The 24,431-nt window shown below is 58.3% G+C and carries 17 protein-coding genes, 1 tRNA gene and 1 CRISPR repeat array (1 of these 19 only partly in view); of the genes, 13 read left to right on the plus strand and 5 right to left on the minus strand.

The features are described from left to right. Nucleotides 1-5,555: direct repeats of the CRISPR family, unit length 32 nt; unit sequence GTCACACCCTTCACGGGTGTGTGGATTGAAAT; it begins 49 nt to the left of the window's first position. Between the two features lie 394 nt (nt 5,556-5,949). The 7 genes from cas3 to RJ40_RS11605 all read left to right on the plus strand — a co-directional run bounded on the left by cas3 (nt 5,950) and on the right by RJ40_RS11605 (nt 13,263). Further along, complete coding sequence (cas3, locus tag RJ40_RS11575) at nt 5,950-8,136, plus strand: CRISPR-associated helicase Cas3' (RefSeq protein WP_265581008.1); 2,187 nt, start codon at nt 5,950-5,952, stop codon at nt 8,134-8,136. A 75-nt stretch (nt 8,137-8,211) separates the two neighbouring features. Next, nucleotides 8,212-8,811, plus strand: coding sequence for a type I-C CRISPR-associated protein Cas5c (gene cas5c / locus RJ40_RS11580; protein ID WP_265581009.1), 600 nt, complete (start codon nt 8,212-8,214; stop codon nt 8,809-8,811). Continuing rightward, complete coding sequence (gene cas8c / locus RJ40_RS11585) at nt 8,808-10,727, plus strand: type I-C CRISPR-associated protein Cas8c/Csd1 (RefSeq protein ID WP_265581010.1); 1,920 nt, start codon at nt 8,808-8,810, stop codon at nt 10,725-10,727. Before cas5c ends, cas8c begins: the two co-directional genes overlap by 4 nt. Then, nucleotides 10,724-11,575 carry a type I-C CRISPR-associated protein Cas7/Csd2 gene (gene cas7c / locus RJ40_RS11590; RefSeq protein WP_265581011.1) on the plus strand — a complete coding sequence of 284 codons (852 nt, stop codon included), beginning with the start codon at nt 10,724-10,726 and terminating at the stop codon, nt 11,573-11,575. Before cas8c ends, cas7c begins: the two co-directional genes overlap by 4 nt. After that, a complete protein-coding gene (gene cas4 / locus RJ40_RS11595) occupies nt 11,572-12,258 on the plus strand; it encodes a CRISPR-associated protein Cas4 (RefSeq protein WP_265581012.1) in 687 nt (228 codons plus the stop codon). The genes cas7c and cas4 overlap by 4 nt, the downstream gene beginning before the upstream one ends. A gap of 406 nt (nt 12,259-12,664) precedes the next feature. Continuing rightward, the gene (locus tag RJ40_RS11600; RefSeq protein WP_265581013.1) at nt 12,665-13,048 is read left to right on the plus strand and encodes a hypothetical protein; all 384 of its coding nucleotides are present in this window, start codon (nt 12,665-12,667) and stop codon (nt 13,046-13,048) included. Then, a complete protein-coding gene (locus tag RJ40_RS11605) occupies nt 13,048-13,263 on the plus strand; it encodes a hypothetical protein (RefSeq protein ID WP_265581014.1) in 216 nt (71 codons plus the stop codon). The genes RJ40_RS11600 and RJ40_RS11605 overlap by 1 nt, the downstream gene beginning before the upstream one ends. 473 nt (nt 13,264-13,736) lie before the next feature. On the opposite strand, the gene RJ40_RS11610 is transcribed toward RJ40_RS11605, so the two are convergent. Continuing rightward, a tRNA-Ile gene (locus RJ40_RS11610) sits at nt 13,737-13,809 on the minus strand. Between the two features lie 135 nt (nt 13,810-13,944). Between RJ40_RS11610 and iorA the strand changes: the two genes are divergently transcribed. After that, nucleotides 13,945-15,720, plus strand: coding sequence for an indolepyruvate ferredoxin oxidoreductase subunit alpha (gene iorA / locus RJ40_RS11615; RefSeq protein ID WP_265581015.1), 1,776 nt, complete (start codon nt 13,945-13,947; stop codon nt 15,718-15,720). Next, entirely contained in the window at nt 15,717-16,304 is a 588-nt protein-coding gene (locus RJ40_RS11620) for an indolepyruvate oxidoreductase subunit beta (RefSeq protein WP_265581016.1), read from the plus strand. Before iorA ends, RJ40_RS11620 begins: the two co-directional genes overlap by 4 nt. Before the next feature lie 443 nt (nt 16,305-16,747). Here RJ40_RS11620 and RJ40_RS11625 read toward each other — a convergent pair whose 3' ends face one another. Together RJ40_RS11625 and RJ40_RS11630 are read right to left on the minus strand one after the other, a co-directional pair. Continuing rightward, the gene (locus RJ40_RS11625; RefSeq protein WP_265581017.1) at nt 16,748-17,284 is read right to left on the minus strand and encodes a hypothetical protein; all 537 of its coding nucleotides are present in this window, start codon (nt 17,282-17,284) and stop codon (nt 16,748-16,750) included. Nucleotides 17,285-17,286: 2 nt separating this feature from the next. Next, a complete protein-coding gene (locus RJ40_RS11630; protein WP_265581018.1) occupies nt 17,287-18,555 on the minus strand; it encodes a tRNA (N(6)-L-threonylcarbamoyladenosine(37)-C(2))-methylthiotransferase in 1,269 nt (422 codons plus the stop codon). Between the two features lie 109 nt (nt 18,556-18,664). On the opposite strand from RJ40_RS11630, the gene nadX reads away from it, so the two are divergent. From nadX to RJ40_RS11650, 4 genes are all read left to right on the plus strand, one after another. Then, nucleotides 18,665-19,426, plus strand: coding sequence for an aspartate dehydrogenase (nadX, locus tag RJ40_RS11635; protein ID WP_265581019.1), 762 nt, complete (start codon nt 18,665-18,667; stop codon nt 19,424-19,426). After that, a complete protein-coding gene (gene nadA / locus RJ40_RS11640) occupies nt 19,423-20,316 on the plus strand; it encodes a quinolinate synthase NadA (RefSeq protein ID WP_265581020.1) in 894 nt (297 codons plus the stop codon). The genes nadX and nadA overlap by 4 nt, the downstream gene beginning before the upstream one ends. Then, nucleotides 20,313-21,155 (plus strand): carboxylating nicotinate-nucleotide diphosphorylase, encoded by an 843-nt coding sequence (nadC, locus tag RJ40_RS11645; RefSeq protein WP_265581021.1) that lies wholly within the window; start codon nt 20,313-20,315, stop codon nt 21,153-21,155. The genes nadA and nadC overlap by 4 nt, the downstream gene beginning before the upstream one ends. Before the next feature lie 104 nt (nt 21,156-21,259). After that, complete coding sequence (locus tag RJ40_RS11650; protein ID WP_265581022.1) at nt 21,260-22,285, plus strand: HEAT repeat domain-containing protein; 1,026 nt, start codon at nt 21,260-21,262, stop codon at nt 22,283-22,285. Here RJ40_RS11650 and RJ40_RS11655 read toward each other — a convergent pair. After that, the gene (locus RJ40_RS11655) at nt 22,272-22,724 is read right to left on the minus strand and encodes a universal stress protein (protein ID WP_265581023.1); all 453 of its coding nucleotides are present in this window, start codon (nt 22,722-22,724) and stop codon (nt 22,272-22,274) included. The two genes, RJ40_RS11650 and RJ40_RS11655, sit on opposite strands and share 14 nt — an antisense overlap. Nucleotides 22,725-22,728: 4 nt before the next feature. After that, entirely contained in the window at nt 22,729-24,006 is a 1,278-nt protein-coding gene (locus RJ40_RS11660; RefSeq protein WP_265581024.1) for an ArsB/NhaD family transporter, read from the minus strand. Nucleotides 24,007-24,431: the final 425 nt, after the last annotated feature.

Below are 24,431 nucleotides of genomic sequence, written 5' to 3' on the forward strand. Positions count from 1 at the left end.
GTCTGCCTTTGCGATCGTCACACCCTTCACGGGTGTGTGGATTGAAATTGATCTGTCTACAGCAGATTGAAATCGATCTGCGACGTCACACCCTTCACGGGTGTGTGGATTGAAATAATGGGGTGACTGGTGTTATTACAACCTTCGAGTCACACCCTTCACGGGTGTGTGGATTGAAATCGATTGCTCCGGGCACGTTGCTCACATTTAATCGTCACACCCTTCACGGGTGTGTGGATTGAAATAAGGTCGTCCCGGCCGACCTGTCCAGGCGAAGTGTCACACCCTTCACGGGTGTGTGGATTGAAATCTGAAGCCCCTGGAAGACGCTTATCACGGTGGTCACACCCTTCACGGGTGTGTGGATTGAAATAAAATCACCATCCAACCGCACACAAATCGCCCCTAGTCACACCCTTCACGGGTGTGTGGATTGAAATTCCAGCCGCTTGTCAAAAATACGGGCTATTGCCAGTCACACCCTTCACGGGTGTGTGGATTGAAATAGCCTGCCAAGTACTGTGGGTAAGAACATCCCAGTCACACCCTTCACGGGTGTGTGGATTGAAATTGAGTTCATCCTCACTGATGAGCCGCCGCTGGAGTCACACCCTTCACGGGTGTGTGGATTGAAATATAGAGCACGTCCCACAACTCAGGCAATGTTGTCACACCCTTCACGGGTGTGTGGATTGAAATCGACTGTTTACTGTACTACGAGCGGCGGATGTGCGTCACACCCTTCACGGGTGTGTGGATTGAAATACCTTTATCAAGGATATCGAGGTTGCCGGTCTCCGTCACACCCTTCACGGGTGTGTGGATTGAAATAATGCGGCGATCAAGCATCTCCTCGACGCCGCCGTCACACCCTTCACGGGTGTGTGGATTGAAATCTTTTCTCTGATCTCCAATCTCCCTCTCACTGAGTCACACCCTTCACGGGTGTGTGGATTGAAATCCTGGAAACTCGTCATGAAGGAGATGATTTGATGTCACACCCTTCACGGGTGTGTGGATTGAAATTCGTGTCGTAGTGTTTAAACCATTTGAACATCCAGTCACACCCTTCACGGGTGTGTGGATTGAAATCGCTTAAGTGCGCGATTTGCCGGATGGCCTACGCCAGTCACACCCTTCACGGGTGTGTGGATTGAAATTGGAGATGGCTGGAACGGATGTTGATTGCGGTCTGTCACACCCTTCACGGGTGTGTGGATTGAAATCGCTCAACAACTGCGAAGAATCCATGACTACTACCGTCACACCCTTCACGGGTGTGTGGATTGAAATCGGCAATACTTAGGGAGGTTTGGATACGACACAGAGTCACACCCTTCACGGGTGTGTGGATTGAAATCAGACCTTCAGGTTTATCAGTGGATGTTCAAATGTCACACCCTTCACGGGTGTGTGGATTGAAATCGGTGGGTGTATTCTGATACCGACAGCGTTGCAGTCACACCCTTCACGGGTGTGTGGATTGAAATAAACGGTTAATGCCGGCTGCGAGCAGGTGCTCCTGTCACACCCTTCACGGGTGTGTGGATTGAAATTAAAATATGTTGACACTACCCCAAAGTAAGCAAACTGTCACACCCTTCACGGGTGTGTGGATTGAAATGCTACCAAAGGCGCTTTTTACGACGACGACACCGTGTCACACCCTTCACGGGTGTGTGGATTGAAATGAGATGAATGCTAAGGCGCTTGTAGGTACCGGGTGGTCACACCCTTCACGGGTGTGTGGATTGAAATTCTCGTTTAACAGAGGCTCAAGATAGGTGGGAGCCGTCGTCACACCCTTCACGGGTGTGTGGATTGAAATCTCCGGGCCGGCTCGACGGTGGCGAACGCGACCGATGTCACACCCTTCACGGGTGTGTGGATTGAAATTGAACATGAACCCGATAGACAATCGGGAGAACTTGCCGTCACACCCTTCACGGGTGTGTGGATTGAAATTCAACATCAAGAAAATAAATCCACAAACAATGCGTCACACCCTTCACGGGTGTGTGGATTGAAATGCCCACCGGTGATCGTCCCCCCTCTCGCGCATCGTCACACCCTTCACGGGTGTGTGGATTGAAATCCACAGGTCTGGGCCGCTTTGGCACCTAAACAGGGTCACACCCTTCACGGGTGTGTGGATTGAAATCGTATTGGGGATTTGTGCAGTCGTGGAAGCGCCGTCACACCCTTCACGGGTGTGTGGATTGAAATCCGAGAGCACGAGCCGGAATAACGTATGTGTCGACGTCACACCCTTCACGGGTGTGTGGATTGAAATTCCGTCGCGGGCAAACGACTCGGCACAAAAGACGTCACACCCTTCACGGGTGTGTGGATTGAAATAACGTCGAATGAGTGAAGATCAAGAGGTATACCGAGTCACACCCTTCACGGGTGTGTGGATTGAAATCAGATGCCGGTAAGCACCCGTGTTTGTCCACATGTCACACCCTTCACGGGTGTGTGGATTGAAATTTCACAACTACGGGACTGTCCCCTGCAGAATTTGGTCACACCCTTCACGGGTGTGTGGATTGAAATTTTGGCGCCTTTATCGGGCTAAGCGGGCTGAAAGAGGTCACACCCTTCACGGGTGTGTGGATTGAAATTAAACACCTATCCGATAAATCAGAAGATATCAAACAGTCACACCCTTCACGGGTGTGTGGATTGAAATCACACTGCCGGCGTAGGTCGGTATCCCGCTTCCCGCGTCACACCCTTCACGGGTGTGTGGATTGAAATCCCCGCTCTCGATTTAGGGACGGTCAGGAGCGTTGTCACACCCTTCACGGGTGTGTGGATTGAAATTCTTTGCTCCGCTCCCGGCCGGTTTTGCCTTCTGTCACACCCTTCACGGGTGTGTGGATTGAAATAGCCCGGCGAGCGACAACCGCACGCCACAGAAACCGTCACACCCTTCACGGGTGTGTGGATTGAAATGCTGAGGGGGGGCTGCGCCCCCCCCGCCGCCCCGTCGTCACACCCTTCACGGGTGTGTGGATTGAAATCCTGTTCGCTCCATGCCCAAAATGATATATTAACGTCACACCCTTCACGGGTGTGTGGATTGAAATCTTTGACTCCCGGTGAAGGGCTGAGGTCTCTGGTGTCACACCCTTCACGGGTGTGTGGATTGAAATCTTCACGGGCGCACGCAGAGGGTGCCCTGGAAACTCGTCACACCCTTCACGGGTGTGTGGATTGAAATCCGTTGTTTTACCTCAATCAGGGTAAGGAGCGGCAAGGTCACACCCTTCACGGGTGTGTGGATTGAAATTGAGGGCGGCGGATTGGGCTCCTGGGTGGATAGAGTCACACCCTTCACGGGTGTGTGGATTGAAATGCCACCAAAGGCCCTTTTTACGACGACGACACCGGTCACACCCTTCACGGGTGTGTGGATTGAAATAGAGGAAACGGCTGAACGTATCGCTGAGGCTTCGAAGTCACACCCTTCACGGGTGTGTGGATTGAAATTTTCGTTTAACAGAGGCTCAAGATAGGTGGGAGCCGTCACACCCTTCACGGGTGTGTGGATTGAAATCCGCCTCAGGTGGAGTTTTTCTCTATCACGGCGGACGTCACACCCTTCACGGGTGTGTGGATTGAAATCCGATAGCGCCGGGAACATTGCTCACATTTAACGTCACACCCTTCACGGGTGTGTGGATTGAAATTGCGCAGAGATGGACGACTACGACTCTGATGAGCGTCACACCCTTCACGGGTGTGTGGATTGAAATACCAGGGAAGCGGGCGTGTTGACTCTGGACCACTGTCACACCCTTCACGGGTGTGTGGATTGAAATTCCAATCGCTCCTGGCACGTTGCTCACATTCAACGTCACACCCTTCACGGGTGTGTGGATTGAAATTCTACTATCCTAAGTGGAGACCACCCCACACAATGTCACACCCTTCACGGGTGTGTGGATTGAAATTCTACTATCCTAAGTGGAGACCACCCCACACAATCGTCACACCCTTCACGGGTGTGTGGATTGAAATCTGAAGATATCGTGGGATTTGCCGAGAAAGCGGGGTCACACCCTTCACGGGTGTGTGGATTGAAATCGTGAGCTGCTCGATGATCCTTGTAACCGTCTCCGTCACACCCTTCACGGGTGTGTGGATTGAAATTTCAGATGCGGCCGGGAATGACTTGGTGTAAATGTCACACCCTTCACGGGTGTGTGGATTGAAATTACCCTCCTGACGTCCTGAGGGCAAACGCTGCCGTCACACCCTTCACGGGTGTGTGGATTGAAATTCCGAATAAAGGCTCGAATGCCACCGGAAAAACAGTCACACCCTTCACGGGTGTGTGGATTGAAATACCACCAGCACCACCAGCCAGATCCCCAGGTGGACGTCACACCCTTCACGGGTGTGTGGATTGAAATTGGAGAGAGGTGGATGGTCTGCCAGTAGGAGGTACGTCACACCCTTCACGGGTGTGTGGATTGAAATTGAGACTCCAGGACGTCGAAACCCTCCGGGATCGTCACACCCTTCACGGGTGTGTGGATTGAAATCAGACCGGCGCCCTCACGGAGGAATCGGCGTCGGTGTCACACCCTTCACGGGTGTGTGGATTGAAATTCTCCCCGCCTCCCCTTTGTGGCCCTGCTGATCGTCGTCACACCCTTCACGGGTGTGTGGATTGAAATCTACTTGGATTCAGGAGTGTGAATTCTCGTTCTCCAGTCACACCCTTCACGGGTGTGTGGATTGAAATCTCGATGGATCGGGCAAAGGGGAAGAGACCCGTGTCACACCCTTCACGGGTGTGTGGATTGAAATTTCCAGGCAATCATTGACCGGCTCGCGTCTGACGTCACACCCTTCACGGGTGTGTGGATTGAAATCCCTGCACCGGAGAAGACGCCGATCTGATCGCCGTCACACCCTTCACGGGTGTGTGGATTGAAATAGGCAGTTCGTGGATCGACGGCGACGCGTATACGGTCACACCCTTCACGGGTGTGTGGATTGAAATACAAACAGCGCAAGCCGCTTGGTATCGGCGCCCGTCGTCACACCCTTCACGGGTGTGTGGATTGAAATTTAACTTGGACCGTTACGGGGACATCAGGATTGTTGTCACACCCTTCACGGGTGTGTGGATTGAAATGTCAGACTGATCACCTGCCGGTTGCGTGGGTGATGGTCACACCCTTCACGGGTGTGTGGATTGAAATTCTTGGAGCCATCCAGTAGGGCCAGTCATATATGTCACACCCTTCACGGGTGTGTGGATTGAAATATCGATGCACACCGAGAACCGCGCCCCGGTCTTGGTCACACCCTTCACGGGTGTGTGGATTGAAATAGGAAATGGGGGATTACGACAAGACGCCCCTTGACAGTCACACCCTTCACGGGTGTGTGGATTGAAATTCTCTCAAGGCTGCACGGGCCGCATCCGCAACGGGGGGTCACACCCTTCACGGGTGTGTGGATTGAAATTCGCTGGAGGTCAACCCGACCATCTCAGATGATGTGTCACACCCTTCACGGGTGTGTGGGTTGAAATAGCCACAACAAGAGTAGGGTGCCGCCCAGGATCAGGTCACACCCTTTCACAGGTGCGTGTATTGAATCCCCCACAGGCAATTCAGGTATGGAGTCCATGGTCGCCCCCTTGAAGAGTGCGTGGATTGAAATGTTGTGCTTGTAATACACTAAAACTGAAACGAATGTCATACTCTTCATGGGTATGTGGATTGAAATATTGTTGATTACATGAATAACCTTCAAACCAAACGGTCGTACTCTTTATAGGTGCGTGGATTGGAATCTCCCCCGCATTGGCCGGGGAGGCGCTTTTTTCCGGGTCTCTGACTTGAACATATGCTTATCCACTCCGCATTTGAGATATAATGAATAATATTATCGTGTAGTATATTCGAAGTAATATCAATGCCTCGTATGGCGTATTATGCTCACACGACAAATAATCCGGATAAATCCGACTGGCAACCCCTCAGAGACCATCTGATACACGTTGCAGACCTCGCATCGACCTTCGCAGAGGACTTCAGTGCCGGCGAGTTTGCGTATGCCGGCGGTCTGCTGCACGACCTCGGAAAATATTCTCCAGAATTTCAGAGACGCTTGGAAGGCACCCCCATCGGCGTCGACCATTCCACCGCCGGTGCACGGGAGGCACGGTCCCGCTACCATCCGGCCCACAGTCGGATCCTGGAATATATCATCACCGGTCATCACGGAGGGCTTCTCAATTATGGGAACAGCGAGAGCGGACTCGAAGAGCGCCTTTTGAAATCATATCTGCCGGACTACTCGGCCTACCGCGATGAAGTTTCAGTCCCTGACCTGAATGGGGCTCGCGTCGCCGCGCAACCCCTTCAGAACACCATCGGGTTCACGTTCTCGTTCTACACTCGCATGCTCTACTCGTGCCTGGTCGATGCAGACTCTCTGGATACCGAAGCATTCACCAGCCCTGAAAAGTCCGGTCTCAGAGGCCGGTACGATCCGTTCGAACTCCTCTCCAAAAAATTCGAGGACCACATGAACACCGTGCAGGCACGTGCCGAGGAGAGCGCGATCAACCGGTATCGACGGTCGATCCTGGAGCAATGCAGAAAAAAAGCGACCTTCCCACCTGGGATGTTTACCCTGACCGTCCCCACCGGGGGAGGGAAGACCCTCTCGTCCATGGCATTTGCCCTGGACCACCTGAAACAGAACGACCTGAAAAGGATCTTCTACGTCATCCCCTATACCAGCATCATCGAGCAGAACGCCAGGGTTTTCAGGAATATCTTCGGTGGTCAAAACGTGCTGGAACATCACAGCAACTTTGACCCGGCGAAGGTCCTGCCTGAAGAGGACGCTTCGACAGAGGAGACACTCAGACTCTCATCCGAGAACTGGGACATGCCCATCGTCGTCACCACCAACGTCCAGTTCTTCGAGTCGCTCTTCTCCAGCAAACGGTCCAGGTGCAGAAAACTGCACAACCTGGCAAAGAGCGTGATCATCCTTGACGAGGCCCAGATGCTCCCGACCGAGTATCTGAGACCCTGCCTCGCGGCACTCTCCGAACTTGTCGGGAACTATGGTTCGACGGTCGTCATCTGCACGGCAACGCAGCCGAAACTCGGCGAACTGCTGGACGAACGACTCAACCCGGTTGAGATCACCGATTCGCCGGAAGAACTCTACGAGGCCTTCAGGCGCGTGCAGGTGCGCAACCTCGGTGACCTGGACGACGTCGCCCTCTCCGACCGATTGAGGGCGCACCGGCAGGTGCTCTGCATCGTCAACACCCGGAACCACGCGAAGAAACTCTACGACGCCCTCAAGGATTCGGGGGCATGCTATCATCTCAGCGCCAGGATGTGCCCGGCGCACCGGAGTGCGGTTCTGGATGAGATCAAAAAGCAGTTGAAAGCAGGTGTCGAGTGCCGCGTCATCTCGACCCAGCTCATCGAGGCCGGGGTGGACATCGACTTTCCGGTGGTGTATCGGGCAATGAGCGGCGTCGATTCCATCGCTCAGGCGTCGGGCCGTTGCAACCGCGAGGGAAATCTGGAGTTCGGGGAGGTCTATCTCTTCAGGTCCACCGAACCCCACGGCCGGGCGACCAGCTGGCAACGACGGGTCGCCGAGATCGGTGAGATGACCCTCGAAACTACCGATGATCCCCTCTCTCTCCCGGCGGTGGCGGATTACTTCCGGAAACTCTACTTCTATGAAGGGGACGACGGGCTTGACAGGAAGAAGATCCTCTTGTCCCTTGAGGATGAGGGAAATCTTAGATTTCCGTTTGAGGACGTCGACGCGGCGTTCAGGATCATCGAGGCAGGAACCAAAGAGGTCATCGTCCCCTATGACAAAAATGCCGAATCGGTCATACAGGAACTCAAGGGTACCTCCTGTCCATGGAAAGTCGCACGAAAACTCCAGCCCTATACGGTCAGCGTCTATGCCCAGGAGTTTAGAGCACTGGAAGAAGCGGGTGCCCTGGAGTCTATTGGCGGCCAGTATTATGTACTGAAAGATAAAGAGCGTTATTCTGAGAAAACAGGGCTTGAAAACTCATATCAGAAAATATATACGTATGACGGTTCATTGTCGATTACATGAAAGGAGGTGATTGCTATAGGTTTTGGAATTTGTTTAAAAGTCTGGGGAGACTACGCCTGCTTCACGCGTCCTGAAATGAAGGTCGAACGGGTGAGTTATGACGTAATGACTCCCTCGGCGGCACGGGGCATTCTCGAAGCGATCTACTGGAAGCCCGCGATCTGCTGGAAGATCGACAGGATCCATGTCATGAACCGGATCGCGTACGACAATATCCGCAGGAATGAAGTTCTCGGAAAAATTCCTGCAGCAAAAGTGAAGTCCGCCCTCAAGGGCAAGGACGTCCAGCTCTATCAGGACTCGAATGAAGCCCGCGTCCAGCGTGCCTCTCTTCTGCTCCGTGATGTCTGTTACTGCATCGAGGCGCACTTCGAACTGACCGAGAAGGCGGGACCGGACGACACGCCTGAGAAGCACTACAATATTGCGCTCCGGAGGATGAGACGAGGACAGTGTTTCCATCATCCCTATCTCGGGTGTCGCGAGTTTCCCGCTCGGTTCGAACTCATCGAAGGGACGGTCCCGCCCTCATGCCACACCGGGGAGAGGGATCTCGGGTTTATGCTCTATGACATCGATTTTGCCGACGATATGAGACCTGTCTTCTTCAGGGCCAGGATGGTCGACGGCGTCATCGATGTTAGAGAGTGTCTGGGCGCCGGAGGTGTCTCGTGATCATTCAGGCTCTCTGCCGGTATTACGATATTTTAGAGCGCGACGAGAGCGTGAAGATTGCCAGGCCTGGGTACAGCCGGGCACCGGTCTCGTTCGCCCTTGTCCTCTCCGATGACGGCGAGATGACGCACATCGTCGACCTCAGGAGTGATGATAAGAAGCCGAGGCCGCAGGAGATGGATGTGCCCCTCCAGCCTTCTCGCGCCAACAGTATTGCCCCGTATTTCGCGTGTGACAATGCGAAGTACGTCTTCGGCGTTGAAAAACTGAAGATCAAAGAGTTTGAGAAGAAGTTTGCGAAAAATGCTGCCAATGGGGATTCGCAGGACGCTCTGGTCCTGGAGAAGGATGACAAAGAAGTTGTCCTGATCTCTCAGCGTTCCAGAGATTGCTTTGAGGCCTTCAAGGCCCTCCACCATGAGGTGCTCGACGGTCTGGACGACGCCGGTGTCAGAAGTTTTCTGAAGTTCCTGGATGGGTGGGACCCTGCATCGTTCCTCGGCCATCCGAAGGTTCTCCGGTACAAGGACGAGATCCTCAATGGCGGGAGCTTCGTCTTCGAGTGCGGAGGGGGCTACCTGCACAGGAACGGTGCAATCCGACGTGCCTGGGAGGGGCACTTCTCCAATGAAAACGACGGTGACGGTTCTGCTGCTCAGTGCCTGGTAAGCGGGGATGTGGAGCCGATCGCCAGGTTGCATCAGAAGATTAAGGGGGTGGTCGGCGCTCAGACTGCAGGGGCGTCGCTGGTCAGTTTCAATGACAGAGCCTTCGAGTCATATGGGAAAGACCAGAGTTACAATGCGCCGGTCGGCGAGACCTCGATGTTCAAGTACACGACGGCGCTGAACCATCTTCTTGCGCATCAGGAGAACCGGATGGGTATCGCCGATACGACGACGGTCTTCTGGGCTGAGACACAGGACCGGACCTGTGAAGACCTGGCACGTTTCCTGATGAACCCTCGTGAGGAGGAGGCCGTCCCCGAAAACGATGAACCCGCCGACGGTGCGAGGGTCAGGGATAAAAAAACACGCAAACTGGTCGGAGACATTCTCAAGAAAGTGAGGTCTGGCCAGAAGATCAATCAGGCAGATATCCACACCGACCCGGAGACAAACTTCTACATCCTTGGTCTCTCTCCCAACAATGCGAGACTTGCGGTGCGGTTCTGGTATATGGACAGTTTTGGAAATTTTGTTGACCGGGTCGGCCGTCACCACCTGGATATGGAGATCATCAAAGGTGATTTCAGCCCGAAATATGTCTCGATATCCCGATTGTTGAAAGCGACCCTGCCGAAGGGGTCGAAGGACCAGAAATCCCAGCCAAAGACTGTTCAAAAAGTGTCGCCGCTTCTTGGCGGCCTGGTTATGAATGCGATCCTGAAAAACCAGCCCTATCCGGTCCAGATGTACGGTGCGGTCCTGAACCGCGTGAAGGTGGGGCGGTCGATCGATGCCGTGCAGGCCGGGTTTATCAAAGCATATCTGCTGAGAATGTGCCGGGCCGGTGGAACGAAATTACAGGAGGATTTGATTACTGTGAGTCTGAATGAAGAGAGTCCAGATGTGCCGTACCGTCTTGGAAGGCTGTTTGCCGTCCTTGAAAAGGCACAGAACGACACGAACGGAGAGATGAAGAGCACCATCAACAGCAAGTATTTCAGCAGTGCGTCGTCGACGCCGGCCGTGGTATTCCCGGTTCTGCTCAAACTTGCCCAGCACCACATCGCCAAGTCCGAGTGGGGGTTCAAGTCGAACAAGTCCATCGAAGAGATCCTGTCGGGAGTTGACGGGTTCCCTGCATATCTGAACCTTGAAGAGCAGGGCATGTTCATGCTGGGTTATTATCATCAGCGCAAGGCATTTTTCCAGAAGAAAGAGGAGACTCCGGTTGAGGAGGCTAAATCATGAGTGAGATTATCAAAAATCGGTATGAGTTTGTATTGCTGTTCGATGTCGAGAACGGGAACCCGAACGGCGATCCCGACATGGGCAATATGCCCCGGATCGACCCGCAGACTGGCAACGGCATCGTGACCGACGTATGTCTCAAGAGGAAGATCAGAGACTACGTGGACCTTGTCAGGGACGGAGTTCCGGGGTATGATATCTATGTCAAGACGGGCGCCGTCCTCAATGATCAGCACAGGAAGGCCTATGACTATCTCGGGATCGAGCCCTCCAAGAATAAACCGGGTGATTCCAGACTGACTGAGTTCATGTGTGAGAATTTCTTTGACATCCGCACGTTCGGTGCCGTGATGACGACGGAAGTGAACTGCGGGCAGGTCAGGGGGCCGGTGCAGATCAACTTTGCCCGGAGCATGGACCCGGTCTTCCAGCAGGAGGTCACCGTCACCCGGTGTGCGGTCACCAATGAGAAAGACGCTGAAAAGGGTCAGACAATGGGCAAAAAGCAGATGGTGCCCTATGCCCTGTACCGTGCAGAAGGATACATCTCCGCTCACCTGGCCCAGAAGACGACCGGATTCAATGAGGACGACCTGGAACTGCTCTGGGACAGTCTGGTCAATATGTTCGAGCACGACCACTCGGCGGCGCGGGGGAAGATGTCTGCACGCAAACTGATCGTCTTCAAGCACAGGAACGAACTCGGGTGCTGTCAGTCCCACGTCCTCTTTGACGGAGTGAAGGTGGAGCGTCTCTCCGGTGATCTCCCGCCGCGTTCGTTCGGCGATTACCGTGTCACCGTCTCCGACGACGTCCCTGACGGCGTTGAGTTGATCGAAAAATTATGATCCGGAAAAGATATACCGACGACGAGTTGCTCTCGTTGTCAGGTATACAGCATTTCTCTTTTTGTAAGCGGCAATGGGCCTTGATCCATATCGAACGCCAGTGGGAAGATAATCTTCGGACGACAGAGGGTCACTTCTTGCATGAACGGGTGGACGACCCCTATTTTACGGAGAGTCGGGGAGATGTCGTGATCTCACGGGCATTCCCCCTGGTGTCGTATGCGCTCGGGTTCTATGGGGTGGCCGATGTGATCGAGTACACGCGGTCGAAGGAGGGGATCTCTCTGCCCGGCCACGAGGGCCTCTGGACGATGCGGCCGGTCGAATACAAAAGAGGAAAGCCAAAGGTCGATGAACGCGATGAGGTCCAACTCTGTGCCCAGGCGATGTGCCTCGAAGAGATGTTCGGCGTCGAGATCGGGTCAACTGATTTCTATTACCATGAAATTCGGAGAAGGGTGCATCTCGACCTCGCCGATGCGTTACGGGATCGTGTCTGCTCGCTCTCCGACGAGATGCACGACCTTTTCAGGAGAGGGAAAACCCCTGCCGCCGAAAAATCGAGGGCCTGTAGACTCTGTTCTCTTGTCGAGGTCTGTGTCCCGAAGTTGACGACGAAACGTCGCTCTGTCGGGAGATATGTCAGGAACCATGTGAGAGATGCGTGTGAGGGTGATTTCTGATAGGGGCTGTCGGGGGCTGGATTTCGGGAGGAAATCTGGTAGAAACCCTCCAGATCTCCTTCTCAAATCGGGGCGATATCCTCGCGTCTCTTCCGCCCCTCTCGTGGCCGTGCCGGGCGGGCCGGATGTTTGATATTACTTCCGGTCATGTGGGTCATCTGAGGGCAGGGTGAAGCGCGGTTTCCTCGCTGCGCTGGATGAACAACGGCCTCTATGGGCGGATCGGGACCGGGGGCCGGTACGGTCCCGGATCAGGGGTGGGGTTCGTGAAATGGGGGGCGATCTGGGGGTATTTGGGGGTGGATCCCGGTCATGTTCCGGGCTGTAAGATAATTTGGATACCCATAAATCCTCATGAACAGATTCCCCTCCCATGCAAATTCCGGATGAGTGGGTGGGGGGGTTGGTGGTCGGACTCATCTTGCTCGTATTGGGGCAGTTGGTGTTGTCATGGCGGGCATATTATCAATACAAAGATGAAGTTCGGGATCAGATAGACGAAAAAATCAGGAACATCGCCACCTCTCTAGAAACTCAGAACGCCAAAATTGAAAACTGCAACATCCGGATCGAGACCATATACGCGCGCTTGGAGTCCTTTGAAAACAAATACGACCAGGCCGACAAAGAACTCTGGAATAGGACGGATCAGATCGAGAGAAGACTCCAGGATAAGAACTCACAACTGAGGGAAGAATTATTAGCATTGCAGACCACTTCTGACTTGTTGATGAAGGCTGGTCTCCTTGGTTCGGAGGAGATATACAAAAAACGAAGAGGGGATGACTGATGCCGTTGACGCCTGCACAATTTGAAAGGATGGAGTACCTCTTAGGCAAAGTTCAACACACGTCGCTGACCCCATATGAGCAAGATGAATTACGGCGGTATGTTGTCGTTGAGCAACCTGGAGCAGATGACGTTACGTTCGAAACTGTCGTAACGCTGGGACTGATCATCGTCGGTGCATATCTTCTGTACAAATATGTGGAATCAGCGGCCTGAAAATGTCGCGCTGATTCACAGAACCTTTTTCATGCGGCATGACCGGGACGTGCTTCTGGTCCAGTGCCACTTCCCATTTTTCACACGCCTCTGCACGGCCATAACGATTGCCCGGAAGCGATCATGGAGGGTGGGGTGCCGCCCCATGCCTATCTTCGTCGTGGGGTTCCGGGGGCAGCGCCCCCGGCGCGAGACGGCGGTGAAATTCCTTCGGTTGGGGCGGCCTTTCTGGTCTCATGTCTTTTCTGTCAGGATTTCAGAACGTCGCCCCTCCCCTTAACCGCACCGGGACGCTCTACCCTCGAACTCCGGGATTGCGGATTGGGCCGGAGAATTCTATCATCCAATTTCATTCAGATGAAGGGGGCATCCCGACGACCAACCGCCCGATTATCAGCCGGGTGTACCACCGAAAATAACATCCCGGAAAATACTCACAATCATCAGAAAACAACAAAAACAAAGAGAAGCAATGGGCCCGGTGCGACTCGAACGCACGACCTCCCGGTTATCAGCCGGGTGCACCACCGACTATGCTACGGGCCCTCTTCGGTGCCTGTTAGTGCCTGTAAATGTTGTACGAACACAGATTTAAAGGTTGCGCCGTTTCCTGCCCCACGACCCCCCATCGTGAGGGATCATTAAAAAGGAGTCAGGCGTACATACCATGGGACGCAGAATATGGTGAAACGATACCTCCTTGGGAACGAAGCCATCGCCCATGCCTGCATCGAGGCGGGCATCGACTTCGCGAGCGGCTATCCCGGAACACCGTCGTCCGAGGTGGTCGACACACTCAGGGCGCAGAAGGAGCGGGAGTTCTACATCGAATGGTCGGTGAACGAGAAAGTGGCCTTCGAGAACGCCCTCGCCGCATCCTGGTGCGGGCTCCGCTCGATGGTGACCATGAAGCACGTGGGCCTCAACGTCGCCGCCGACCCCCTGATGACCAGCGCCTACACCGGGGCGAAGGGTGGGTTCGTCGTCCTCTCGGCCGACGATCCTTATGCCCACTCCTCGCAGAACGAGCAGGACACCCGGCGCTACGCTCACTTCGCAAAGATCCCCTGCATGGTCCCCGCGAGCGTGCAGGAGGCGCACGACATGATGAAGGACGCCTTCGCCCTCTCCGAAGCGGTGGGCCTGCCGGTGCTGTACCGGCCGACGACCAGGATCTGCCACTCCAAGGGCGACGTCGACCTGGCCGAGGCGAGCGAGGAGCACCGCACCGGCGCCTTCGAGAAGGACCCGACGCAGTACGTCGTGGTCCCGGCGCACACCCGCGTGCTCCACAAGAAACTCAACGAGAAGCAGCCCGCGGTCAGGAAGGCCGTCCACGCCCTCGGGTACAACACCGCCGAGGTCCGCGGCAAGACCGCGGTCGTCGCCTGCGGGATCGCCGCCTCCTATGTCCGCGAGGTGCTCCCGGCCGACGTCTCCTTCATGAAGATCGGGTGCTTCCCGGTCGACCCGGCCTGGATGGAGGAGTTCGTCCGGGCGCACGAGACCGTGCTGATCGTCGAGGAGGGCGCACCGATCGTCGAAGAGCGGCTGCGCCAGCTCTCCTGCGGCGTGAAGGTCTTCGGGCAGATGGACGGCACCGTCCCCAAAGAGGGCGAGTTCTCCCCTGCCCTCGTCGCCGAGATGATGGTGAAGGCCGGGATCCTCGCGGCCTCGCCCTTCCAGGCTCCCGCCGCCGCGGCCCCCGGCCTCCCGCCGCGGCCCCCGGTCCTCTGTGCCGGATGCCCCCACCGCTCGGTCTTCTACGCGATCAAACGGGCCTTCCCTGACGGCATCTACCCCTCTGACATCGGGTGCTACACCCTCGGCCTCCAGCTCGGCACCGTGGACACCACCATCTGCATGGGCGCCTCGGTCACCGTCGGGAGCGGGATCGCCCACTCTGGTGAAGAACGGCCGGTCGTCGCCACCATCGGCGACTCGACCTTCCTCCACACCGGTATCCAGGGCCTCATCAACGCGGTGTACAACAACGCCGAGATGACCCTCGTCATCCTGGACAACCGGATCACCGCGATGACCGGCCACCAACCCAACCCCTGCACCGGGGAGACGGCGATGGGCGCGTCGAGCGTCCCGGTCTCCCTCGAAGCCCTCTGCCGGGCCTGCGGGGTGCAGTTCGTCGAGACCGTCGACCCCTACGACTTCACCGCCTCCCTCCAGGTGCTCAAGGAGGCAAAGGCGCGGCCCGGCGTCAAGGTGGTCATCGCCAAACAGGCCTGCGTCATCACCGCGAAGCGGGCGAAGGTCAGGCGGGGTCGGTACGTCGTCGACCCCGAGGTCTGCACCGCGTGCGGCGCCTGCCTCAGGTTCGGGTGCCCGGCCATCGGGCGCGACGAGAACGATAAGGCCGTGATCAATGAACTCTGCAACGGCTGCGGGGTCTGCGCCGACCTCTGCCCCACTGGCGCCATCGGAAAGGAGGGACGGAGATGAGCAGCAGTTTTGACGTACTGATCGTGGGTATCGGCGGGCAGGGCACCATCCTTGCCTCGAACATCATCGGCGAGGCCTGCCTCATCGAGGAGACCCCGATCAAGGGCGTGGAGACCCACGGCATGGCCCAGCGCGGCGGGTCGGTGGAGAGCCACGTCAGGATCGGCGGGGAGTTCGGCCCCCTCATCGTGCCGGGCGGCGCCGACCTGATGATCGCCCTCGACCTCCTGGAGGCGGTGCGCTACCGCCACTATCTCAAGAAGGGAGCGCGGATAATCGCCAACGACCACACCGTCGTCCCCACCTCGGTCCACATGCAGAGCCTCGATATGCCGGGCCGCGACGCCCTCGTCGCCGACCTCGCCGACTTCGACCTCACCCTGGTCGACGCCGCCGACCTGGCGGCCGAAGCAGGCAACCTCATCGTGCAGAACGTCGTGATGCTCGGCGCCGCGGCGCCCTCCTTCCCGCTCAAACCCGAGAGCCTGGAAGAGGCGGTGCGGCGCTCGGTCCCGCCAAAGACCCTCGACCTCAACCTCAGGGCCTTTGCCCTGGGGCGTGAGGCCGGGCTGAAGAAGGAATAAGAGGGGACTTTTCCCCTCGGTTTTTTTGAGCGGATGAACGCGGGAGCGGAGCGGCCGTCTTCGATCTCTTGTTTTCTCTTTCAGGTGTCGCTGCGGGGGTTCGGGTTCCCTGTAGTATGAGGATAGGGGCGGACGGCACACCCCCAGAGAGATGGGAGAGGGCTCACCGGATCCGCCTCATCGCCGCCCCCGCCTATCGCCACCGTCGAGGGTTCGGGTTCCCCGAACCCTCGTATTATGAGGATAGGGGTGGCGGCATATCGTAGAAAATATGGGCTCTGGAGAATTGCTCATGAGGCGAACGCATGCCTCAAGCATATGTGATGAAAATGTTTCGTCGTTCGATCGCTCTTTTTCAAGACTGAAGAACCGATGGGGATCGTGTTCCATCGCCACCCCCCCGCCAAAAAGTACCATGGGGCCCCATCACCTCCGCAAAAAAATTATTTCGATTTCGCTTCTTCCTTCAAGAACGCGACGGTCTTGCCCAGCGCCTCGACCGTCTCCTCCTCGCCGGTGAGATACTCCTTAAGGGCGCGGTAGAGCATGAGCATCAGGTCGTAGCCGTAGATCTCCACCGCCTCCGCCGGGGTGAGGGGGCAGAAATACGAGTCGACCATCTGACCGTCGGCACTGTACATCAGTTCGGCGAACTCCCCCTTCTCGGTGAGGACGCAGTACTGGTCGGCCACCTTCTTGCTCGCATCGTCGGGACGGTACGGCATCGGGTCGGTCTTGCCCAGCACGATCATCTTCTCCCGGTAGTACAGGGGCTTGAAGATCTGCCCCTGTGCGTCCTGCCGCCCGGCCTCGAGGAGGCTGACCCCGACCTCACCGATGAGGGGCGCCGCCATCTCGCCCATCCGCACGAGCAGGTCGGCCTCCTGTCCGGCAAGGTCGCCGGCGAGATGTTCCTTCTCCTCTTTCGCCGCTTTGATCCGGTTGATAAGGGCCGCAAGCCCCGCTTCGATCTCGTCCATGCCTAGTGCTCCGTTGATACTGAGTTAGGTTTCTCACTATATGTAGATCCTTCTTTCAGCCTTCCGGTCATGTACACCGTCCGGTTCCCGGTGACCTCCACCTCGATCCACGTCCCCGGCCTCAGGTCTCCCTGGACCACGATCTCGCGGTAGGCCTGGTCGCGGGCCACCACCGAGCCCGGCCGCTTCTGCCCGACCACCACCGCCCGCACGACCCGGCCCAGCACCGCCTCGTTCTTCTCGGAAAAGATCCGTTTGACCGTTGCGTCGAGAAGCCGTGAACGCGCCTTCACCACCCGTCCGGGCACCTGCTTCATCTCGGCCGCCGGCGTGCCCGGCCGCACCGAGTAGCGCGTGATGTTCACCTTGTCGGGCCTGACCCGCTCGACCATTGCGAGGGTCTCGGCAAAGTCCTCCTCGGTCTCGGTCGGGTAGCCGACGATGATGTCGGTGCAGATCCGCACCCCCGGCACCCCGGCCCTGAAGGTCGCGACGATCCGCTCGAACTCCTCGACTGTGTTGCCCCGCCGCATCGCCGCGAGCACCCGGTCACACCCCGACTGGACCGGGAGATGAATGAACGAGAAGACCTTCTCGTCCCGGCACGCCTCTACCAGGGAGTCGAGCGAGTCCAGTACCGTCGCCGGGTTCATCATCCCGAGGCGCAGCCTGAACTCGCCCGGCACCGCCGTCATCGCCCGCACCAGGTCGGGCAGACGCCCGTCCCCGTCCAGGTCCATCCCCCAGGCGCTCACGTCCTGCGCCGTCACCTGCACCTCCGCGACGCCGTCCTCCGCCAGGGCCGCGAGATCTCCACAAATCCTATCAACCGGCCTGCTCTTCAGCCTCCCCCGCGCCGCACGGGTGATGCAGTAGGCGCACCGGCCCATACACCCGGAGGAGACCTGGAGGATCCCGACCGCGCCCCCGGTCTTCGCACACCCTGCCGGCCAGCGCCGGTCGATCTCGGCCGGGAGGACGAGGTGCGCATGCGGCGCCGCGGCCAGGATCGCATCGCCCATGACCACCGGCATGCACCCGGTGACCACCAGGTCGCGGTCCGCGCACGCTCCGATCCGCCTGAGCATCTCCCGCTCGGTCCGGCCGATGACGATACAGGTGTTGATGACGACCAGATCGGCCGCCTCCGGATCGTCGACGACGGTGCACCCCTGCCCCTCCAGGATGCCGGCCAACCGGTGAGAATCGGCCTGGTTGTAGGTGCATCCGTAGGTCTCGATCCACACCCGCCTGTCCCTGAACTCGTCCATCCCTATACCCTCTGTTCCCACCCCATATCAGTCTGCAGACTGCGGCCGCAGAGGGCGCCGGATCCTCCCCAGCACAACCCTTAACCCCCCTTCCACCTATCATATACAGATGCTCACCATAGGCCTGCTGGGGTGCGGCAATATCGGGAATATCATAATTAAAAATCATGTAGGAGTCGATATTGTCGCCCTTTTTGACCAGATGCCAGGACGTGCAGAGGAGGCCGGGAAACTCTGCGACGCGAAGGCGTTTGGAAATATCGAAGACTTTCTCAATGAAGACTACGATATCGTTGTTGAAGCGGCTTCCATCGATGCCGCTCAGAAATATGCAGCCTCGGTTCTTGAACATGGGAAAGACCTTGTCGTCATGAGTGTCGGGGTTTTCGCAGACGAATTGTTCAGGCAGGAGATCATCGACCTCGCCTCGTCTCTCGGCAGAAAGATCTATATTCCGAGCGGGGCGATCTTCGGACTCGACAACCTCAAGATCGGGCAGGTCTCAGGGATCACCAGACTGCTGCTGCGCACGACCAAGAACCCGCGGTCCCTCAATATCGAAGAGTGCGCCGAACGCACGTGCCTCTTCTCAGGGATGGCGAACGAGTGCATCAAGCACTATCCCAAGAATACCAACGTCTCGGTCGCCCTCGAACTCGCCGCCGGACGGGATGTGGAAGTGGAACTCTGGGCCGACCCGAGCGTCGACAGGAACGTGCACGAGATCTTCATCGAAGGGGACTTCGGTGAGGCGACGATCACCGTGAAGAACCTGCCGAGTCCTGACAACCCGGCGACAAGTTATCTTGCCGCGCTCTCGATCGTGACCCTGCTCAAGAACCTCGGCGAACCGATGAGAGTGGGAACATGATCCAGGATGAAATACGGAAACTCAAAGAAGAACAGGGCGCGGTAATCCTCGCCCACAACTACCAGATACCTGAGGTCCAGGAGATCGCCGATTTTGTAGGCGACAGCCTGGAACTTGCGATCAAGGCCAAGGAAGCCACGGCTGACGTGCTCGTCTTCTGCGGGGTCGAGTTCATGGCCGAGACGGCGAAGATCCTCAACCCGTCGAGGAAGGTGCTCCTCCCGGTGAAGAATGCCGGGTGCCCGCTCGCTGACTGTCTCACCCCAGAGATGGTCCGCGAGGCGAAGGCCCGCCACCCGAACGCCGCCGTCGTGCTGTACGTCAACTCGACGATCGAGTCGAAGGCCGAGGCCGATATCACCTGCACCTCGGCGAACGCCGTCGAGGTGGTGGAGTCCCTCGCCGAGAAGACGGTGCTCTTCGGGCCGGACGCCAACCTGGCGCACTATGTCGCAGAGCAGGTGTCGGGGAAGACGATCATCCCCCTCCCCGCGGACGGTCACTGTCCGGTCCACCGGGAATACACCCTTGCCGACGTCGAGGCCGCCCATGCGAGGGGCGACGCCGTGGTCTGCCACCCCGAGTGCGACCCTGAGGTGCAGGAGGCCTCCGACCTCGTCGCCTCGACCGGCGGGATGGCCAGGCAGGCGCACCTCCACCAGAACTGGACGGTGCTCACCGAGGAGGGGATGGCCTACCGTCTCGGCCGCCTCTTCCCCGACCGCACTTTCCATGCCGTCGAGGGAGTCGTCTGCGAGGACATGAAGCGCACGACCCTCGAAGACGTGCGCCGGGCCCTCGAGACCGGGGAGTACGAGGTGACGATCGACGAGGAGATCGCCGACCGCGCCCGGAAGGCCATCGAACGGATGATCGCCCTCAGGGGGTGAAAAACACGACCGTCGACCTCGGGCGCCTCATCTCGTTCCTGGAGGAGGACGCTCCCTTCGGGGACATCACCTCCGAGGCCGTGGTGCCCGCGGACGCCGTGCTCACGGCCGGGGTCAGGACGCGGGAGCGATGCGTCGTCGCCGGACTCGAGGAGGGCGTCGCCCTCTTCAGGCATCTCGGCGTCGAGGCCGAGGCGAAGGTCGAGGACGGGGCGGAGGTCGACCCCGGCACGACGGTGATGACCGTCTCCGGGCCGGCCCGCGCCGTGCTCCTGGGCGAGCGCACCGTCCTCAACCTCATCGGTCGGATGAGCGGGATCGCCACCGCGACAAGGGAGGTGGTGCGGGCGGTGGAGGCCGTCGACCCGCATCTCAGGGTCGCCTCCACCAGGAAAACCGCACCCGGACTCCGGGCCCTCGACAAGAAGGCCGCGGTCCTCGGCGGCGGGGAGGGCCACCGCCGCTCTCTCTCCGACATGTTCCTCATCAAGGACAACCATCTCGGCCTCGTCGGGTTCGAGGAGGCGGTGCGGCGGGCACGGGCCTACTCGGTCTATCACAAGGTGGAGATCGAGGTGGAGACTGTGGAGGACGCCGTCGTAGCCGCCAGGGCCGGGGCGGACCTGATCCTCCTCGACAACATGACGCCCGCCGCGGTCTCCGCCGCCGTCGAGGCACTCAAGGCGGCCGGTCTGCGCGACCGCGTCCTCATCGAGGTTTCGGGCGGGATCACGCCGGAGACCGCCCCAAAGTATGGAGGGACGGGGGCGGATCTCGTCAGCATGGGAGCCCTGACCCATACGGTCCGGAATGTGGACGTGGGGCTCGATATCGTCTGAAATTCGGTATGCTCGGGGGGGCGCGCTTCTCGTTGTAGCAAGGCGTGGCGGGAAGTTTGATAAGATTTCACACCGTAGTGATTAAGTCATTTCAGGATTGGAGCATGGGAGCACATATTCGGGACACCAATAGCCAGGAAGGTGAGATAGAAGATTCTCTGGCAGACGAGATCGAGGGGTTGATCCTCGACCTCAAGGATCCGAACCTCGCCGCCAGGTGGGAGGCGGTTGCCTCCCTCGTGGAGATCGGGGTACCTGCTGTCCCGCGGCTCATCGAAGCGCTCCAGGACCAGAACAAATACGTGCGCTGGGGTGTGGCCGAGGCCCTCGGCAAGATCGGGGACGAGCGGGCGGTCGGGGCCCTGGTCAGGGTATTGAGAGATAAAGATAAGGACGTCCGCTGGAAGGCGGCGATCAGCCTCGGCGGGATGCAGGCCTCGGACGCTGTCTGCGCCCTGATCAAGGCGCTCAGGGACGACGATCCGGACGTCAGGTGGGGGGCGGCGACCGGACTTGGCGAGATCGGGGATCCGAGAGCGGTGGAGTATCTCCTCGACGCCCTCGACGAGAAGGACGGGCCCGACGGCCGGGATGGGATCGTCTTCGCCCTCGGCGAACTCGGCGACCGCCGGGCGGTCGGTCCCCTCATCGAGGCCCTGGACGACAAAAATTACGAGATCAGGTTCGAGGCCGCAAAAGCCCTCGGCAAGATCGGCGACCCCGCAGCCGAAGAGCCCCTCCTCGATCACCTCAGGGACCGGAACTGGGAGGTGAGGCTTGTCGCCGCGGAGGCGGTCGTCAAGATCGGCGGCACCGACGTGACCGACTCGCTTCTCGCCCTCCTCACCGACAACTCGGCCGACGTGCGAAGGACGGCCGTCGAGATCCTCGGGGAGATCGGGGATCTCAGAGCTGTGGAACCGCTCGTCGCCGTCCTCAGGCACGACGAGAACTGCCGGTACGAAGCCGCGGAGGCACTCGGCAAGATCGGGGACATCAGGGCCTTTGTTCCGCTCCAGCAGGTCTACGACTTCTGCGACCCCTGCGTCAAGGTCGCGGTCCTCAACTCGCTCACGGCAATCCGAATGAAAAACAGGAATCTCGCTGACCCGCAGGTCAGCGGACAATAAGCACCGGGGTCTCGATCTCCCCGCTGATCTCGCCCAGGGTGCTGCCAAGTTGCAGACGGCCGGTCCGGCCGTGGGCGCCCATCACGACGAGCGAGTACCCCCCGGCGTTGACCTCCCTGACGATCTCCTCTCTTCTACTCCCTTCGGCGACTCTGGAGGTGCACCGGCATCCTTCCTCCGCGCAGTACACCTTGAGGTTCTCGAGCTCGTCTTTGAGACTCTGGTGCATCGAGTCCCAGATATTCTGTTCGTAGGTTCCGATGATCTCGCACCGGTCGCTCTGGGTGCAGTAGTTGAAGGCCATCACCCGCGCCTCCCGCCGGTCCATGACGCTGAGGAGAACGATCTCGGAGTCTTTTTTCCGTTTTGCAATTGAGACGGCGTGCAGTGCCGCTTTGTGACCCCACTTGGAGCCGTCGATGAGTGCCAGTATCTTCATTCCATCACCACATGAAGCGCAGCCAGAGGAGGCCGAGGCCGATCGTCACGCTGAGGAAGAGGACGATCATCCCTACCTTCAGGAATTCGATGAAGCTGATATTTATGCCTTCCCGCTCGGCGACCCCGAGGACCACCACATTTGCCGAAGCGCCGATGGCCGTCCCGTTTCCGCCGAGACATGCGCCCAGGGAGAGGGCCCACCAGAGAGGACCGACGTCCATCGCCGTGCCCATGTCCCTGATGAGAGGGATGAGGGTGGCGGTGAGCGGGATGTTGTCCACGAAGGCCGAGGCGATGGCCGAGAACCATGCGATGATGATCATCGCCTCGCCGGTGGAGGAGACATGGCCGACGACGAAGTTCGCGACCTGGGCAATGAGCCCGGTCTCGACGAGGGCACCGACGATGACAAAGAGCCCGCCGAAGAAGAAGAGGGCGGGCCACTCGATCTTCTCTAGGACTTCTTCGGGCGGCACGCGGCTCCAGAAGAGGATGAGCGCCGCACCGGTCAGGGCCACGACGGCAGGCTCCACCCCGAGTTCGCCGTGGACGAAGAAGAGGACGACGACCAGGAGGATGGTGACCACCGACTTGATGAAGAGCGAGCGGTCCTTGATCGCCGCCCGCTCGTCCAGGCCCTCAAGGGTCCGGACGATCTTCTCCATCGCCTCCTTCCCGACGGCGATCTTCTTGCGGTAGAGGAGGGCCAGGAAGAGGATGACCACCACGAAGTCGACGGCGACGATCGGTCCCATCGTGAAGAGGAAGTCGTTGAACCCGAGGCCGGCGGCCGAGCCGATCATGATGTTCGGGGGGTCGCCGATGAGCGTCGCCGCCCCGCCCACGTTGGAGGCGAAGATCTCGGTGAGGAGGAAGGGGACCGGGTTGAGCTCCATGACTCTCGCGATGTACAGGAGCATCGGGGTGAGGAGGAGCACCGTCGTCACGTTGTCCAGGAAGGCGCTCGTCACCGCGGTCACGAGGGCGAAGAGGACCAGCACCCGCATCGGGCTGCCCTTCGAGAGTTTGGCGGTCTTGATCGCGATGTACTCGAAGAGTCCGCTCCCGCGTGCGGTGTTCACGATGATCATCATCCCCATCAGGAGGAAGATGGTGCCGAGGTCCAGGTATTCGGGGATCTTTTCCCAGGGGACGATCCCGGCGAAGGCGATCACCGCGGCGCCGGCCATCGCCGCCACGGCCCGGTGGATCCGCTCGTCGATGATCAGGGCGTAGGTGAAGAGGAAGATCGCGATGGCGATGAGTTCAGGGCCGGTCATCTCGTCTCCTCTGATTTTTCGTGAGTGTGTGGCTCACATGATCTGGTGTTCGTGTTCTCTGCCTCCCGGAGAAGGTCGATAGTATGAATTGCAGAAGAAGTGTTGTCGCCCCCGCTACATCAGGCTTGCGAAGAAAACGATCATGCCCCGGAATGGGACTGAAAATCCGGTTTTGTTGAGAGCCCCGGCTGTGTAGAATCAAGCATGAGCCGAGCGCACGCTTCAGGCATACTGCATGAAAATCGCTCAGAGTAATGTTACAGAGCGTGGAAGGGCTTGATCCCTCTCCTCACGATCAGGCAACAAGTGGGAATAGAAACCAGCGCCGCCCCCGGCCCCCAGCGCGAGACAACGGAGAAAATTCTTCGAGGGGGCGGCCCTCTGCTCTCGCGCCGTCTCCTGGTGTCGAGTCATCAGTCAAATTT

Origin of the sequence: Methanofollis aquaemaris, from assembly GCF_017357525.1 — an archaeon.
GTDB classification, from domain to species: Archaea; Halobacteriota; Methanomicrobia; order Methanomicrobiales; family Methanofollaceae; genus Methanofollis; species Methanofollis aquaemaris.